We start from the raw sequence: 15,642 nt of genomic DNA on the forward strand, positions 1-15,642 counted from the left end.
CACGACTCCGCCGACCAAGCCGCCCACGACCCCGCCCACGACTCCGCCGACGACCACTCCGCCGACGACGCCGGGTTGTGAGCACGGTGGCACGGGTCCGGGTTGCGAGACGGATCACCCGACGACTCCGCCGCCCACCACGACTCCGCCGACCAAGCCGCCCACGACCCCGCCCACGACTCCGCCGACGACCACTCCGCCGACGACGCCGGGTTGTGAGCACGGTGGCACGGGCCCGGGCTGCGAGACCGATCACCCCACCACTCCGCCGACCAGCACGCCGCCCACCACGACTCCGCCGACCACCCCCGGCTGCGACTACGGCGACACGGGTCCCGGTTGCGAGACGGACCACCCGACCACTCCGCCCACCACCACCCCGCCCACCGACCACCCGCACCTGCCCGACACCGGCAGTGACTCCGCCGCCCTCATGGGCGCCGCGGCCATCAGCGCCGCGCTCGTCATCGGTGGCACCGTCCTCTACCTGCGCGGCGGCCGACTGGTCCGCGGCAAGCACTGACACGCGCTGACGTCACGTCAACCGAGGCCCCCGCCCTCACCGGTGGGGGCCTCGTGTTGCTGCACTCAGGGGAAACCCGTCACGTATTCGCCTCGCAACTCGTTTGCAGGACATGAATCTGCGATCTCACGCCGGCCTTGGCCTTCTCGCCGCCGCCCTCGCGTCGGCGGCCCTGGCCTCCCCCGCCGTCGCCGACGCCCCCGTGGTCGTCCCGCTGCAGGGCCTGGAGCCGGTGCTTCCGATGGACGCCCCCACCGTCGCCACCGGTGTCCCCACGCCGATCCCGGGCGCGCCCACCGGTTTCCACCAGGGTTCCGGTGCGCTGCCGGACCTCAGCCTGCCCCGTCTCCCGCTCGAAAGCGCCCTGTCGGAGACCGACATCGCCGCGCCGCTCCCCGAGGTGCTGCGCGGCAGCGAGCCCGGCACCGCCGAGCTCAACAGCCCGCGCTCCGAGATGCACGCCGTCACCCCCGGCGCCACCGTCGGCAACGCGCTGCAGACCGCGCACCACGACCCGCTCGGTCTGCCCGGGCTCGGCGTCCCGGAGATCGGTCTGCTCACCCCCGCGCTCAACGGCGCCGTCGACCCCCAGCTCGGTCTCGCCCCCTGACCGTTTGCGCATTTCCTGTGCAGAGCGGTGGTCCGGCGGGTGAAGACACGATTCTTCCCGCCACCCATGGGGCTCGCGCTCGTTGCAACAGGCGGCTTGTCGCATGGCCGCGGCCCGCGGAAGAACCGGTTCGTCCCGTCGTATCCGACGACGGGCGGGCGGCCCTTCCGCGGGCCATCTCTTCCGACTCTTCCGATTCTGATTTTTCTTCGCTCCCATTCGGCGCAATGCCCGTGACTCGTGCGCGCTTTCGCCGTTGAAGGACGCGTGTGGCCGTGATTCTCGCGGTCGCTTTCCCCGTTCAAGGAGTTCCTGATGTCTCGCATCGCGAAGGCTGCCGCTGTCATCGCCGGCACCGGTGCCGTTGCCCTCAGCGGAGCCGGCCTGGCCATCGCCGACGCCGGCGCCGAGGCCGTCGCCGCCCACTCGCCCGGCGTCGCCTCCGGCAACGTCGTGCAGGTTCCGATCCACGTGCCGGTCAACCTCTGCGGCAACACCGTCAACCTCGTCGGCCTGATCAACCCGGCCTTCGGCAACCAGTGCGCGAACGTCGACGGTGGTCACGACCGTCACGACGACGGCGGCTACGGCGGCTGATCCCCGCCCCGCTGTACAGAGCGTCCCCCCGGCCCGCGCGGGCCGGGGGGACGCTGTCATGTCAGGTCGGGCATGTCACGCGTAGCGGTAGATCGCGCTGTGGTCGAGCAGCTCCGACGGTGTCACGTTCCACGGCCCCATCCGCTCGTGCAGCGCCGCGACCTTGCGGTACTGCGGATCGCCGAGCGACGGCGGGTCCTTCGGCAGATAGCCGGCCCCCGGGTTGCGGGCCTGCCAGCGCGACCACAGCAGGTCGACATAGGCGTGGTGCAGCCAGAACACCGGGTCGTTGACCGACCCGCCGCCGAGCATCAGCCCGCCGACCCAGCGGTGCACCCGGTTGTGCAGCTTGAAGCGGTCGTTGCCCGAGCCCTGCGCCCAGCCCTCGACCCGGTTGCGGAAGCCGGTGCGGCTGGTGGAGTTCCAGGGCGCCGTGTCGTACGTGCTCTCCCGCATCGCCACGTCCACGTCGGCGGCGGTGGGCAGGGTGATCGCGTCGCCCGGCCGCCCGAAGTCCCGGCTCAGGAACTTCTGTTCGGTCATGCCGTGCCGGACGGTCCACTTCCCGCCCGCGTACGCGAAGGGGCCGGTGGTCACCTGGAGGTCGCCGCGCCGCCCGTTGCCGCCGAGGAAGTCCTCGCGCCACAGGCCGGCCGCCGGGGTGTTGTCCCGGGTCCAGTCCCAGTACGGCACGGTCACCGACGCGTCGATCCGGCGCAGCGCCCGCTCGAACTCCAGCAGGAACTTGCGGTGCCAGGGCAGGAAGCTGGGGCACATGTGTGCGACACGCAGCTTCCCCTCCCCGTCCGCGACGTAGTAGTCGATATGGGTGCGGACGAACTCGTCGTACTCCCCCCTCCGCTTGAGCTCCAGGACGGCGGAGACGAAGCGCTTCCGCTCGGCACTGGTCAGATCGCGCTGGTTCTTACGCGTATACGCCACGCGGGCTCCCTCCCGTAGCTCCCGCCTCGTGACCGCCGTGCCCGGCGGCGTAGCGGCTGAGCGGCGCGGGCCCCGCCACGTCCACGGCCGCTCGGGTGGCCGCGAGCGGGGTGGGGCAGGACTCGTAGTGGTCGAGCGGGGTGACCCAGCCGCCGTCGGCGCAGCGCATCAGATGCAGCGGCCGCCCGTCGACGAGCACCACGGGCTCGCCGCCCGGCCCGGCGAGGCCCCGGAGGTGCCGGCCCGCGTACATCTCGTCGAACTCCTCGAAGCCGGACTCCTCGGAGGCGCCGGCGGCGAGCGGGTCGTCCCGCGAGTCCCCGGTCGGTATGGCGGTGATACGGGTCAGCGCGCCGCCCGTGAAGGCGGTGACGGCCAGTGCGAAAAGCGAACGCACGGCCACCCGGCGCGGAATGATCATGAATGATCTCCTGGGGTCGAAAAGGTGCCCTATGGGCACAACGATGAAAACCCCGGTTCGTTGCGGCGGAAATGCCAGCAGACGGTTTGTCGGCCGAATGAGTGAATTCGGCTCCGGCTGACGGGTGTTCGTCCCCTAGCATCCGGATTCATGACCACATCCAACGCCGTGTCCAAGGCGCACAGCGCCCATTCGATCGGGACGCTCACCGTCATCTCGTGGACCCTGGGGCCCACCGACGACATTCCCGCCACTCCCTTTCTGATGGTGTATTCGCTCGGCGACGGCCTGCACGGCCCGGAGGCCGGCGAGGCGGAGCTGCGGAGCACCCTGGAGGACATGGGCGTGCCGATCGGCGGCATCGTCGTCGACGCCGCCCAGGAGCGCGGGATCGGCGCGCACCTGCTCGTCGAGGCGGGGCGGGCCGTGCTCACCATGCCGTTCATGAACGCGCAGTGCCTGGTGCCGGAGGACTGGCAGGCGGCGGCGTACGCGACCGGCCACGTCATCGTGAAGGTCCCGGTCGTCCCGTGGCCGGACGCGCAGCCGGGGGTGCCGATCGCCGAGGACCGTCTCAAGGCGTTCCTCACCGACGAGCACGTCGTACGGAACTCGGGCCTCATCGCGGTGCCGGTGAGCCGGATCCAGGGCTGAGCGGACAGGGGGCGGCGTCATGGCGACGGTGAACGTACGCGGCGGAGCCGGGGTCCCCGGCCAGCGGCAGCAGGACCTGGAGCAGGGGCAGGACGGCGAGCGGACGGGTGGAGCGGGGACCGGCGCGAGCCGGGCCTTCGCCTGGATGCTGATGGTGACGGGCGCGGCCGGAGTCCTGGCCGGCTGGGTAATCACCATCGACAAGTTCAAGCTCCTGGAGGACCCGGGCTTCCAGCCGGGGTGCAGCCTGAACCCGGTGGTCTCCTGCGGCAGCGTGATGAAGAGCGAGCAGGCGGGGGTGTTCGGCTTCCCGAACCCGATGCTCGGGCTCGTCACGTACGCCGTCGTCGTCGCCGTCGGCGCCGGGATCCTGGCGGGCGCCCGCTACCGGGGCTGGTTCTGGCTCGGGCTCAACGCGGGCATGCTGTTCGGCGTGGGCTTCTGCACCTGGCTGATGCAGCAGTCGCTGTACGAGATCAACGCGCTGTGCCTGTGGTGCTCGCTCGCCTGGTGCGCCACGATCGTCATGTTCTGGTACACGACCGCGCACAACGTGCGGCACGGGGTGCTGCCGGCGCCCGCCGCCGTGAAGGGCTTCCTCACGGACTTCACCTTCGCGCTGCCGGTGCTGCACATCGGGATCATCGGGATGCTGATCCTGACCCGCTGGTGGGAGTTCTGGACCAGCTGACATGCGCTCCCTCCGCTCCCTCCGTTCCCGGGCGAGAACCTGGGCGACCTGGCCGCGGGTGGCACTGACCGTGCTGCTCGCGGTCGCTCTCGTGTTCCTGCTGCCGTACGCGTGGCGCACCGCGGAGCGGAAGGCGCCGCCGTCGGCGACCGGTCCGGTGCCGCGGCCGGGGGTGCCGTCCGGGTTCTTCACCGGCTCGGACGCGGCCGGGGTGCGGCGGATCGCCGAGGTGGAGCGGTGGCTGGGCGGCGCGCCGCTGACGGTCGGGCACACCTATCTGCCGGGGGACCGCTGGTCGAACATCGAGGGGCATCCGGCGCTCTTCGAGCCCTGGGCGCGCTGGAAGGCGGAGCGGCCCGGCCGGATGTTCGTCCTGAACGTGCCGCTGCTCGACCGCAACGAGGAGGGCCTCTCCGACGCCGAGGTGCGGGCGGGCCTGCGGAGCGGGGCGGCCGGCGCGTTCGACGGGCACTTCCGGACGCTCGGCGGCCGGCTCGTGACGTACGGGCTCGCGGACTCGGTCCTGGTGCTCGGCTGGGAGATGAACGGCACCACGTACGCGCACCGCTGCGGTCCCGACCCGGAGGCATGGAAGGCGTACTGGCGCCGGGTGGTGGAGGTGCTGCGCGAGGTGCCGGGCCAGCGCTTCCGCTTCGACTTCACGCCGAGCCGGGGCCGGGACGCCATCGCCTGGCCGGACTGCTGGCCGGGGGACGACGTCGTGGACGTGATCGGGCTCGACGCGTACGACCAGCCGGCCGGTCTCTCGTTCGAGGAGCAGGTGGCGGAGCCGTACGGGCTCGACTTCCACGCCCGGTTCGCGGCCGAGCACGGGAAACCGGTGTCGTTCCCGGAGTGGGGTCTGTTCCGCAACGGGGACAACCCGGCGTACGTACGGGGGATGCTGGACTGGTTCGCCCGGCACCGGCCGCTCTACCAGACCTTCACCGACTACTGCCCGCACGGGGTGTGGGAGTGCGCCGAGAACCCGGTGTCCGGCGAGATCGTCAGGGCCGGGCTCGGGGCTGTCAGGCCCCCTGGCCCGGCCTCAGGGTCAGCCCGGCCTTGAGGACGTCGACGGTCCGGTCGAGCAGCGGCACCAGGTCGTCACCCTGGCCGTGTTCGGCCCAGTGGACGGTGGCCTCGCGCAGCGCGCCGAGGACGGCGGCGGTGAAGACCCGTACCTCCAGGTCGTCGGGGGAGCGGCCGGTGCGCTCGGCGACGGCGCCGGACAGCAGCCGGCCGGTCTGGGCGGTGGTCTCGGTGAGCCGGGCGCGCAGGGCGGGGACCTCCACCAGGAGCCGGGTGCGCAGCCGGGTCTCGGCGGGTTCGGCGGCGAGTGCGGTGGTGACGGCGTCGAGGACGACGGCCCGCAGCGAGTCCAGCGGTTCCTCGTCGGCGGGCCGGGCGCGCAGCCGGGCGAGCAGGAGCTCGTCCTGGTCGTCGGTGAGGACGACGTCCTCCCTGACCGGGAAGTAGCGCACCACGGTGGAGGGGGAGACCTCGGCGGCCGCGGCGATCGCCTCGGTGGTCGCGGCCTCCCAGCCGTCCTCGGCCGCGATCCGGTAGGCGGCCCGGCGGATCGCGGCGCGGGTCTTCAGCTTCTTGCGCTCGCGCAGCGAGGGGCGCGCGGGGGGTTCCACCATGTCCGCCATTGTGCCTGGTCAGGCACGGGTGGCCAGGCGCGGGCGGTTCAGACGTCGGTGGCTCAGGCGTGGCTGTAGGCGACCAGCGAGATGCCGACGTAGTGGACGATGAACGCGGCGAGCGTGAACGAGTGGAAGACCTCGTGGAAGCCGAACCAGCGGGGCGACGGGTTGGGGCGCTTCATGCCGTAGATCACGCCGCCCGCGCTGTAGAGCACACCGCCGACGATCACCAGGACCAGGACGGCGATGCCGCCGGCCCGCATGAAGTCGGGCAGGAAGAAGACCGCCGCCCAGCCCATCGCGATGTAGCAGGGCGTGTACAGCCAGCGAGGGGCGCCGACCCAGAAGACCCGGAAGGCGATGCCGGCCGCGGCCGCCGCCCAGACCGCCCACATGAGGGGCCGTCCGGTGGAGTCGGGGAGGAGGAGCAGCGTCAGCGGGGTATAGGTCCCCGCGATGATGAGGAAGATATTGGCGTGGTCGAGGCGCCGCAGCACCGCCTCGCCGCGCGGCCCCCAGTTCCCCCGGTGGTACAGCGCGCTGATGCCGAACAGCAGGCAGGCTGTGAGCACGTAGATCCCGCAGGCGATGCGGGCCCGCGGGGAGTCCGAGAGGGCGACCAGAACAAGCCCCGCGACGATCACCGCGGGGAACATTCCGGCGTGCAGCCAGCCCCGGAGTCTCGGCTTGAGCGGGAGCGGCAGCAGCGCCGGGCGCTGCTGCGATGCGGTGAGGTCCGGCGAGGCTGCAGTCATGAGTCCGCATCGTACCTACGCGATCGTAAGTAGTGGATATGAGTGGCGCTGCTCACGTGTGCACCCCTCTGGACATATGCGCGGAAGCGTCGGATGATCAAATGAGTGCGGTCGGCACCGGATGAGCGCCTACGACGCAACACACGCATCCGGGTCGAAGCCCCCAAGGGGCATACATCTGAAAACCCCTTCTTCAAGGAGCAATCGTGGCGCGCGACAACGCGGCTCCCTCCACCGTCCCGACCCAGCACCAGGAGCTCGTCTCCTGGGTCAACGAGATCGCCGAGATCACCCAGCCCGACCGCGTCGTGTGGTGCGACGGGTCCGAGGCCGAGTACGACCGCCTCGCCGAGGAGCTGGTCGCCAAGGGGACCTTCAAGAAGCTGGACCCGGTCAAGCGCCCGAACTCGTACTACGCCGCCTCCGACCCGACCGACGTCGCACGCGTCGAGGACCGGACCTTCATCTGCTCCGAGAAGGAGGAGGACGCGGGCCCGACGAACAACTGGATGGCCCCGGCCGAGATGCGGGACCTCTTCGCCGGTGACAAGGGCATCTTCCGCGGCTCGATGAAGGGCCGCACCATGTACGTCGTGCCCTTCTGCATGGGCCCGGTCGGCTCCCCGCTCTCCGCCATCGGCGTCGAGATCACCGACTCCGCGTACGTCGCCGTCTCCATGCGCACCATGACCCGCATGGGCCAGGCCGTGCTCGACGAGCTCGGCACCGACGGCTTCTTCGTCAAGGCCGTGCACTCCGTCGGCGCCCCCCTCGAAGAGGGCCAGGAGGACGTGCCGTGGCCGTGCAACACCACCAAGTACATCTCCCACTTCCCCGAGACCCGCGAGATCTGGTCGTACGGCTCCGGCTACGGCGGCAACGCGCTCCTCGGCAAGAAGTGCTACGCCCTGCGCATCGCGTCCGTCATGGCGCGTGACGAGGGCTGGCTCGCCGAGCACATGCTCATCCTCAAGCTGACCCCGCCGCAGGGCCAGCCCCGCTACGTCGCCGCCGCGTTCCCGTCGGCCTGTGGCAAGACGAACCTGTCGATGCTGGAGCCGACCGTCCCCGGCTGGACCGTCGAGACCATCGGCGACGACATCGCCTGGATGCGCTTCGGCGAGGACGGGCGCCTCTACGCGATCAACCCCGAGGCCGGCTTCTTCGGCGTCGCGCCCGGCACCGGCGAGCACACCAACGCCAACGCCATCAAGACCCTCTGGGGCAACTCCGTCTTCACGAACGTCGCGCTCACCGACGACGGCGACGTGTGGTGGGAGGGCCTGACCGAGGAGACCCCGGCGCACCTGATCGACTGGCGCGGCAACGACTGGACCCCGGAGTCCGAGACCCCGGCCGCGCACCCGAACTCGCGCTTCACGGTCCCGGCCTCGCAGTGCCCGATCATCGCGCCCGAGTGGGAGGACCCCAAGGGCGTCCCGATCTCCGCGATCCTCTTCGGCGGCCGCCGCGCCTCCGCCGTACCGCTGGTCACCGAGTCCTTCGACTGGAACCACGGCGTCTTCCTCGGCGCCAACGTGGCCTCCGAGAAGACCGCCGCGGCCGAGGGCAAGGTCGGCGAGCTGCGCCGCGACCCCTTCGCCATGCTGCCGTTCTGCGGCTACAACATGGGCGACTACATGGCCCACTGGATCAAGGTCGGCGCCTCCGCGGACGCCGCGAAGCTCCCGAAGATCTACTACGTGAACTGGTTCCGCAAGAACGACGCGGGCAAGTTCGTGTGGCCCGGCTTCGGCGAGAACAGCCGCGTCCTGAAGTGGATCGTCGAGCGCCTCGACGGCAAGGCCGAGGGCGTCGAGACCCCCATCGGCATCCTGCCGACGAAGGCCGCCCTGGACACCGACGGCCTGGAGATCCCCGACGAGGACCTGGACTTCCTGCTCACCGTCGACAAGGACGTGTGGCGCGAGGAGGCCTCCCTGGTCCCGGCGCACCTGGAGACCTTCGGCAGCCACACGCCGAAGGAGCTGTGGGACCAGTACAACAACCTGGTCGAGCGCCTGGGCTAGTTCCCCAGAGACTCGTGACGGGTTGCCCCGATTTCCGCCCTGACCAGCTGGGGTCACGACGGCCCGCCACGACGCATCCGGCCCCCGGAGCCCCCTCACGGCTCCGGGGGCCGGCGCATGCCCGTGCTCCCTCCGCGGGCGGAAGTGTCATGCCCGGAACATAACGGATCACCGGCCGCGGACGATCGCCCTCCGCGGCCGGTGACCCGTGTTCGCGGCGCCGGTCACCGGTCACCGGTCACCGGGCCCTGATCTACCGGCCCCCCCGGTCGGCCCCCCGGGTCGGCCCCCGGTCACCTTCCGCGGTCCTCCAGATAGCGCGTGTGGGTCTCCTGCCGGCGCGCCTCCGCCTCCCGCAGGGCGTCCGCGATGGCCGCCGCCTCCTCGTACAACGCGTCCAGCTGACGCTCCAGATGACGCTCCGGCGGCTCCGCGCCCGGCACCACCCGGTTCCACCACCGCGTGCGTACGAACGCGTCGACGGCCTCCGGGACGTCCTGCCGCACCGCCCGGCCGAGCACCCGCACCTGCTCCGGGTCGATCACCCAGCCCGGCGCCAGGAGCGCCTCGATCAGGTCGTCGACCTCCGTGAGCCGGGTCTGCGCGGCCGACGGCAGCTCCACCTCGGCGATGTACGTGCGCAGGGTCGCCAGGTCCGCGCGCAGCGCGTCGAGCTGCTCGGCCGGTTCCGGGAACGCCGGGGCGGGCGGCCGCTCCGGCGGAGCGATCAGCGCCCCCGCCCCGTAAAGACCCGCGACCACCACCGGCCACAGCGAGCCCGCGGCGCCGGTCAGGGTGATCCCGAGCCCGGCCAGGCCGCACGCGCAGCCGACCAGGTTCTTGCGGGACTCCAGGTAGCGCAGCGCTCTGTTACTGGTAGCCACGGATCTCCTCGAAGGCCCCGTCGAGCGAGCCGGTCGTCGCGTCGAACAGCCTGCCGCCGGTGAGCTGCGCGATGTGGTCGAGCGCCGCCCGGTCGGAGTCGCCGAACAGGATCGGGAACACCGGGATGCGCTGCTGCTCCGGGCGGAGGCCCTGGTAGAAGCCGTCGAAGGCCCCGGCCGGGTCGCCGTCCGAGTTGGCGCCGTCCGTCATCAGCACGATCGAGGTGAAGGTGTCGTCCGGCGCGGTGCCCAGCTTCCCGTACGCCGCCTCCAGACTGGAGTAGATGGCCGTGCCGCCGGACGCCGAGAGGCGGTTCGCGTCGCCGCGGATCGCGTCGAGCGCGGCCTTCGGCGCCGCCGGGTCCACCGTGTGCGTGGTGACCTCGGACTCCTTCACCGACGAGCCGAACGGCATCAGCGTCACCTCCTCCCGGTCCCGGAAGTCGCCGGTCAGCTCCACCAGGGCCTTCTTCAGCCGGTCGAGCCGCTCGCCGTCCATCGAGCCCGAGGTGTCGAGCACGTACACCGTGCGCGACGGGCGGCGCAGCGTGTTGTCGTACGAGTCGAGCAGTCCGTCCGCGACCGAACGGCTGCCGGGGAACGGCAGTTCGCGGCGCGGGTCGGCCGCGAGCCGCGGCTCCGGCGCGACGCCGGGGACCACGGGCCGGCGCAGGGTCTTCTCGGTGATCAGCTTCTGCGCGGCCGGGGTGCGCAGATGCGCGGCGAGCCGGCGGGCCGCGTCCTTCGCCTCGGGCCGGGCGGCCGTGAGCGAGGTCAGCGGATAGTCGGCGGTGACGACGCCGTCGGCCGGGCGGATCACGGTCAGCTTCTGCGGCATCGAGAGCAGCACCGACTCGTAGTTGACCAGCGCGTCGATGTCGGTGCGCCGCTCGTACGCCGTGGCCAGCCAGCCGGAGGAGCCGGAGGTCAGCTTCTGCCCGGCGAAGAACTCCTTCAGCTTCGGGCTCGTCTTCCTCACGTCTGCGTCGGTGAGCGCCGACTGGGCGCCGGACAGGCCCGAGGTGACCGAGACGAGCGCGGAGAAACCGGAGTTGGAGCGCAGCGGGTCGGTCATGCCGTACGTCAGCTTCTTCTCGGCGACGGCCTGGTGGATCTGCGCCCAGGTGACCTTCTTCGGGTCCCAGCCGAGCCGGGTCACGGCCTCGGGCCGTACGCCGAAGGCCACCGGCGAGGTCATCACCGGGGTCTCGCCGGTGATCCGCCGGGCGACCTCGGGCCGCAGCCGCAGGTAGTCGTTGGAGGACAGCCAGATGGCGTCGTACTGCTTGTCCGCCTCGCCCGAGGCGATCCGCTCGACCGCGTCCAGGGTGCCGGCGTAGGTCGGGCGCACGGTGACGCCGGTCGCCTTGCGGGCCTCGTCCAGGACCGGGGCCAGGTCGGCGAGTTCGGAGGAGGCGAGGACGCGGAGGGTGCCGGGGCGGTACTCCAGGTCGTCCATCCCGGAACCCTTGTCGCCGCTCCCGCCTCCGTCGGACGTGCAGCCGGTGAGCGCGAGGGCGAAGGCGAACGCGAGGGCCGCGAGCCGGCCCGTACGGGGCCTCATCCGCGGCCTCCTTCGAGGATGCCGGGGGCGGCGGTGCCTTCCGTGCCCTGCGCGCGCTCCAGGTAGGCGCTCGCGGTGCGCAGTTCGCCGGACAGCGCGTCCACGGTCTGTGCCATCGACTCCGTCGCGCGCACCTTGTACGTGTCGATCGCGTCGAGCGTCCGGTAGATCTCCTGGAACGCGCCGCGCACCGTCTCCAGGCCCACCGCGGGCTCCGCCGCGAGCCGCTGGATGTCGCCGGACTGGCCCGCGAGGGCCGCCGCGTTGCCCTGGATCAGGGTCTCCGTCGTCCCGCGCAGCGCGTTCACCTGCTCGACGACCTTCTTCTGGTGGTCGAGCGCGGAGGCCAGCATCACCGCGATCCGCAGCGCGGTCACCGTCGTCGTGGTGGCCCGGTCGACGCCCTTGATCAGCTCGTCGTTGTTGCGGCGCACCACGTCCATCGCCAGATAGCCCTGCGCGCACACCGCGAGCTGGGTCAGCAGGTCCTGCTGCTTCTGGCGCACCGGGAACAGCACGTCGGCGCGGAGCGCGTCCGCCTGGGCCGGGTCCGTGGTGCCCGCGATCCGCTGCTCCACCGCCGTGTCCAGGGCCTCGGTGAGCACCGCGTACTCCTGGAGCTTGCCCATGGTCGCCCACAGCCGGGCCCGCTCGGTCTGCAGGGCCGCGTTGTCGCGGCGCAGCTCGTCCTGGCCGCCGCGCAGCGCGTCGAGGATCCGGCTGATGGTCTCCTGCGAGGAGGCGTACTTGGCGATGTGGTCGCGCAGCCTGTTCCCGCCGGGCAGCTTGGACAGCAGACCGCGCATGCCCTTGGCGGGGGTGTCGCGCGGGTCGAGGTCCTCGATCGTGCGGCACAGCTCGACGAGCGAGTCGCCGACGCGGGAGGTCGGGTCGCCGCCGGCGGAGCCGAGCGAGCGGACGGTGCGGTCCAGCATCCGGTTGGACTGCTGGGCGGCGGTGCGCATCTCGCCGGAGCCGAGCGCCGTGATCTCGCCGATGCGGCCGCTGAACTCCGGGGAGCGGGCGTCGATCCCGGCGAGCGCGCCGATGTACTCGGCGGCCCGGCGCCCCATCTCCGTACGGACGGAGTCGTCGATCGGCACGAGCGTGGCGGCCTGCTCGGCGCGGATCGGCGCGACCGGCTCGGGCGGGGTGAGGACGAGGGCCGGCGTCTCGTCCGGCGGCCGAAGCGAAGGCGTGCCGGGCGTGCCGGGCGTGCTGGGTGTGGTCATGCGGTGCCCCCCTGGTCCCGGGCCCGCAGCGCCATCTCGTGCAGCACCTGCGAGGTGGGCACGGGCGCCTGGCGGACTCCGGCGAGCGTCTGGTTGAGGTAGCCGGTCCGGCCGGCGGTGGCGGCGGTGAACTCGGCGGCGGCGCCCTGCGGGCGGAAGCCGTGCCGTACCGCGAGCTTGCGCAACTCCGGGTCGGAGGAGAGGAGTTCACCGAGGGCGCGGCCGGTCTCGGTGAGCGGGACGAGGGTGTGGTCGCTGTTGACGGTGGTGTCCGGGTAGAGCACCACCAGGTCGCCCAGGTCCTGCTTGGCGATCAGCTGCGCGGCCACCTGCGACTCGTACACGAGCACCAGCGGGTTGCCGACACCGCTCACGAAGTCCCGGAACGGCGCGTCCGAGCTGGACTGCTGGGCGCCCTGCACCTGCGTCAGCTTGCGCAGCAGCGGCGCGGTGCGGTCCACGGCGGCCTTGTCCCCGGCGACCCGGCCGCCGTCGGCGACATAGCTCGCGGCGGCGAGGTAGAGCGCGCCGGAGTTGGAGGCGAGGGGGTCGGTCGAGGTGATGAAGAGGGTGCCGCTCAGTTCGGCGTGCCCGGCCGAGCCCTTGAGCTGCTGCCAGGTGCGGTCGGCGCGGGCGGCGGCCAGATACGGCTCCATCCTCAGGGTGCCGGTGTGGCCGCCGGCGCCGAGGGTGGCGAGCCCGTTGTCCGCGAGCACCTTGGCGGCGGCGCTGTGCGCGACGACCACCAGGGGCGAGTAGAAGGGCCGCAGCGGGGCCGCGGTCACCTTCGTCTTCGCCTTGATCTCGTCGGCGGGCGCCTTGGCGGACGGGAACGCGAAGTCGTAGCCCTTGAGGGGCAGTTCCTCCATGTCCCAGGACCCGGAGGTCTCGGTCCGCACGGTGAGGCCCTTGGTTGCCAGGGCCTTCACGACCTCGGGATCGGCGAAGAACTCCGCCTTCTCCGACCCGATCACTCCTCGCACGGTCTTCGTTGCCGTGCCGCTGTCGTCCTTGTCGCCGCCCACCACGAGGGCGGCGGCCACGCCGCCGAGGAGAAGGACGGCGAGGACGATTCCCAGAATGCGTCTCACGCGTGCAGGGTGCTCGCGGAAGCCCACATTCCAGGGGGAGTTGGGTGTACGGAGGGTGAATCGGTGATCCCGGTAGTGAACCGGAGGCGGGCGTACCGCGCCGTCCCGGACCAGGGTGGGTGGCGCCCGGTCCGCGCGGGGTCGTGGCCGCGCGGACCGGGGCCGTCAGGGGGCGCCGACGAGAGTGTCCTCGGCGAGTGCCGCGGTGTGCGCGTCCATGCGCTCGGCGGCGAGGATCGCGGCGGCGGTGTCGGCCCGGGAGGCGGCGACGACCAGGGCGCGGCCCGCGAGGGCGTGGGCCTTGCGGTGCAGCGTCCCGGCGGGGGCGCCGCTGAGACCGGCGTGCCGGGCCGGCGGGGCGCCGCGCAGCCTGGCCACCTGGCGGGCGATGAGCTCGCCCGCCTCCGTGTCGCCCAGCTCGTCCGTGACGGCGAGCAGCGCGCCGAGGTGCCCGGCGAGCTGGATGTCCAGCTCCTCCTCGCGGGAGCGGTGCGGGAAGGCGTCCCGGGCGTCGTCGGTCATCCGGTGGACCGACTTGGTGCGGATCGGTTCGTACATGGGGATGGCCTCCAGCGGTAGCTCTGGAGGCATCCTAGCTTAGATCCGGTCTAAAGTTGAGCGGCGTCTCGGTAAAGAGAGGGTCAGGGGCCAGATGGCTGGGGCTCAGGAGGCGGGGGTCAGTACTGGCTGTAGCCGTCCAGGAAGCGCGCGATCCGGGACACCGCCTCCGCGAGATCCGTCGCGTTCGGCAGGGTCACGATCCGGAAGTGGTCCGGCTCGTGCCAGTTGAAGCCGGTGCCGTGCACCACCATGATCTTCTCGGCCCGCAGCAGGTCCAGGACCATCTGCCGGTCGTCCTTGATCTTGTAGACCGCCGGGTCGAGCCGCGGGAACAGGTACAGCGCACCCTTCGGCTTCACGCACGTCACACCCGGGATCCGGGTCAGCAGCTCGTACGCCGTGTCCCGCTGCTCCAGGAGCCGCCCGCCCGGGAGCACCAGGTCCTCGATCGACTGCCGGCCCTGGAGGGCCGCGGCCACCGCGTGCTGCGCCGGCATGTTGGCGCACAGACGCATGTTGGCCAGGATCGTCAGCCCCTCGATGTACGAGGAGGCGTGCGCCTTCGGACCGCAGACCGCGAGCCAGCCGGAGCGGAAACCGGCCACCCGGTAGTTCTTGCTCATCCCGTTGAAGGTGAGGACGAGGAGATCCGGGGCGAGCGAGGCCGTCGGGGTGTGCGTGGCGCCGTCGTAGAGGATCTTGTCGTAGATCTCGTCCGAGCAGACCACCAGGTTGTGCCGGCGGGCGATCTCCGTCAGGCCGCGCAGCATCTCGTCGTCGTAGACGGCGCCGGTCGGGTTGTTCGGGTTGATGATCACGAGCGCCTTGGTGCGGTCGGTGATCCTCCGCTCGATGTCGGCCAGGTCCGGCATCCAGTCCGCCTGCTCGTCGCAGCGGTAGTGCACGGCCGTGCCGCCCGCGAGCGAGACCGCCGCCGTCCACAGCGGATAGTCGGGGGCCGGGACGAGCACCTCGTCTCCGTCGTCGAGCAGCGCCTGCATCGCCATCATGATGAGCTCGGAGACGCCGTTGCCGAGGTAGATGTCCTCGACGGAGAGCGGGATGCCCTTGGTCTCGTAGTGGCTCATGATCGCGCGCCGCGCGGACAGCAGGCCCTTCGCGTCGCCGTAGCCGTGCGCCTCGGAGAGGTTGCGCAGCATGTCCTCGAGGATGGCCGGCGGGCACTCGAAGCCGAAGGCGGCGGGGTTGCCGGTGTTGAGCTTGAGGATGCGGTGGCCCGCCGCCTCCAGCCGCATCGCCTCTTCGAGCACCGGGCCCCGGATTTCGTAACAGACGTTGGCGAGCTTCGTGGACTGGATCACCTGCATGACGAGAGCTTACGGCGGGTCGCCGCGTTCCGCTTCGTGTTTTGTGACACGCCGGGCGCGGCGTACCGTTCCCGAGGTTTGTCCCTGATGCGCCGCGACTCGCCTGTAGG

Annotated in this window: 17 protein-coding genes; 7 read left to right on the forward strand and 10 right to left on the reverse strand. The window is 71.6% G+C overall.

Translation table 11 applies throughout. From position 1 onward, the window contains the following. From AB0C73_RS28620 to AB0C73_RS28630, 3 genes are all read left to right on the forward strand, one after another. On the forward strand, positions 1–523 hold a 523-nt coding region (locus AB0C73_RS28620; protein ID WP_362535790.1), incomplete at its 5' end, for an LPXTG cell wall anchor domain-containing protein. A 112-nt stretch (positions 524–635) separates the two neighbouring features. After that, the gene (locus tag AB0C73_RS28625) at positions 636–1,133 is read left to right on the forward strand and encodes a hypothetical protein (protein ID WP_362535791.1); all 498 of its coding nucleotides are present in this window, start codon (positions 636–638) and stop codon (positions 1,131–1,133) included. 315 nt (positions 1,134–1,448) lie between these two features. After that, positions 1,449–1,730: a chaplin gene (locus tag AB0C73_RS28630; RefSeq protein ID WP_362535793.1), complete on the forward strand. Its 282-nt coding sequence runs from the start codon at positions 1,449–1,451 to the stop codon at positions 1,728–1,730. Positions 1,731–1,805: 75 nt separating this feature from the next. On the opposite strand, the gene AB0C73_RS28635 is transcribed toward AB0C73_RS28630, so the two are convergent. Together AB0C73_RS28635 and AB0C73_RS28640 are read right to left on the reverse strand one after the other, a co-directional pair. Next, positions 1,806–2,672 (reverse strand): tyrosinase family protein, encoded by an 867-nt coding sequence (locus AB0C73_RS28635; RefSeq protein ID WP_362535795.1) that lies wholly within the window; start codon positions 2,670–2,672, stop codon positions 1,806–1,808. Next, complete coding sequence (locus AB0C73_RS28640; RefSeq protein WP_362535797.1) at positions 2,656–3,093, reverse strand: tyrosinase family oxidase copper chaperone; 438 nt, start codon at positions 3,091–3,093, stop codon at positions 2,656–2,658. Before AB0C73_RS28640 ends, AB0C73_RS28635 begins: the two co-directional genes overlap by 17 nt. 150 nt (positions 3,094–3,243) lie before the next feature. Between AB0C73_RS28640 and AB0C73_RS28645 the strand changes: the two genes are divergently transcribed. Genes AB0C73_RS28645 through AB0C73_RS28655 form a run of 3 tightly spaced genes read left to right on the forward strand, consistent with a single transcriptional unit; the run spans position 3,244 to position 5,507 of the window. Further along, the gene (locus AB0C73_RS28645; RefSeq protein ID WP_362535798.1) at positions 3,244–3,747 is read left to right on the forward strand and encodes a DUF5949 family protein; all 504 of its coding nucleotides are present in this window, start codon (positions 3,244–3,246) and stop codon (positions 3,745–3,747) included. A gap of 19 nt (positions 3,748–3,766) precedes the next feature. Next, positions 3,767–4,438 (forward strand): vitamin K epoxide reductase family protein, encoded by a 672-nt coding sequence (locus tag AB0C73_RS28650; protein WP_362535800.1) that lies wholly within the window; start codon positions 3,767–3,769, stop codon positions 4,436–4,438. 1 nt (position 4,439) lies between these two features. Next, positions 4,440–5,507 carry a glycosyl hydrolase gene (locus AB0C73_RS28655; RefSeq protein WP_362535802.1) on the forward strand — a complete coding sequence of 356 codons (1,068 nt, stop codon included), beginning with the start codon at positions 4,440–4,442 and terminating at the stop codon, positions 5,505–5,507. Here the strand turns inward: AB0C73_RS28655 and AB0C73_RS28660 are convergent. Both AB0C73_RS28660 and AB0C73_RS28665 read right to left on the reverse strand, forming a co-directional pair. Continuing rightward, positions 5,467–6,084 (reverse strand): TetR family transcriptional regulator, encoded by a 618-nt coding sequence (locus tag AB0C73_RS28660; RefSeq protein WP_362535803.1) that lies wholly within the window; start codon positions 6,082–6,084, stop codon positions 5,467–5,469. The two genes, AB0C73_RS28655 and AB0C73_RS28660, sit on opposite strands and share 41 nt — an antisense overlap. 62 nt (positions 6,085–6,146) lie before the next feature. Then, positions 6,147–6,842, reverse strand: a complete 696-nt coding sequence (locus AB0C73_RS28665) for a hemolysin III family protein (protein WP_362535804.1) — start codon at positions 6,840–6,842, stop codon at positions 6,147–6,149. A 206-nt stretch (positions 6,843–7,048) separates the two neighbouring features. On the opposite strand from AB0C73_RS28665, the gene AB0C73_RS28670 reads away from it, so the two are divergent. After that, on the forward strand, positions 7,049–8,872 hold the full coding sequence (locus AB0C73_RS28670) for a phosphoenolpyruvate carboxykinase (GTP) (RefSeq protein WP_362535805.1): 1,824 nt from the start codon (positions 7,049–7,051) through the stop codon (positions 8,870–8,872). Positions 8,873–9,165: 293 nt separating this feature from the next. Here AB0C73_RS28670 and AB0C73_RS28675 read toward each other — a convergent pair whose 3' ends face one another. The 6 genes from AB0C73_RS28675 to AB0C73_RS28700 all read right to left on the reverse strand — a co-directional run bounded on the left by AB0C73_RS28675 (position 9,166) and on the right by AB0C73_RS28700 (position 15,532). Then, positions 9,166–9,756 carry a hypothetical protein gene (locus tag AB0C73_RS28675; RefSeq protein ID WP_362535806.1) on the reverse strand — a complete coding sequence of 197 codons (591 nt, stop codon included), beginning with the start codon at positions 9,754–9,756 and terminating at the stop codon, positions 9,166–9,168. Then, on the reverse strand, positions 9,743–11,320 hold the full coding sequence (locus AB0C73_RS28680) for a VWA domain-containing protein (protein WP_362535808.1): 1,578 nt from the start codon (positions 11,318–11,320) through the stop codon (positions 9,743–9,745). The genes AB0C73_RS28675 and AB0C73_RS28680 overlap by 14 nt, the downstream gene beginning before the upstream one ends. Beyond that, the gene (locus tag AB0C73_RS28685) at positions 11,317–12,552 is read right to left on the reverse strand and encodes a toxic anion resistance protein (RefSeq protein WP_362535810.1); all 1,236 of its coding nucleotides are present in this window, start codon (positions 12,550–12,552) and stop codon (positions 11,317–11,319) included. Before AB0C73_RS28685 ends, AB0C73_RS28680 begins: the two co-directional genes overlap by 4 nt. Continuing rightward, positions 12,549–13,670 carry a hypothetical protein gene (locus AB0C73_RS28690; protein ID WP_362535811.1) on the reverse strand — a complete coding sequence of 374 codons (1,122 nt, stop codon included), beginning with the start codon at positions 13,668–13,670 and terminating at the stop codon, positions 12,549–12,551. The genes AB0C73_RS28685 and AB0C73_RS28690 overlap by 4 nt, the downstream gene beginning before the upstream one ends. A 138-nt stretch (positions 13,671–13,808) precedes the next feature. Further along, the gene (locus tag AB0C73_RS28695; protein WP_362535813.1) at positions 13,809–14,201 is read right to left on the reverse strand and encodes a hypothetical protein; all 393 of its coding nucleotides are present in this window, start codon (positions 14,199–14,201) and stop codon (positions 13,809–13,811) included. A gap of 119 nt (positions 14,202–14,320) precedes the next feature. Continuing rightward, positions 14,321–15,532, reverse strand: coding sequence for a pyridoxal phosphate-dependent aminotransferase (locus AB0C73_RS28700; protein WP_362535815.1), 1,212 nt, complete (start codon positions 15,530–15,532; stop codon positions 14,321–14,323). Between the last annotated feature and the right edge of the window lie 110 nt (positions 15,533–15,642).

It is taken from the genome of Streptomyces sp. NPDC048623 (assembly GCF_040650755.1).
Classification (GTDB): domain Bacteria; phylum Actinomycetota; class Actinomycetes; order Streptomycetales; family Streptomycetaceae; genus Streptomyces.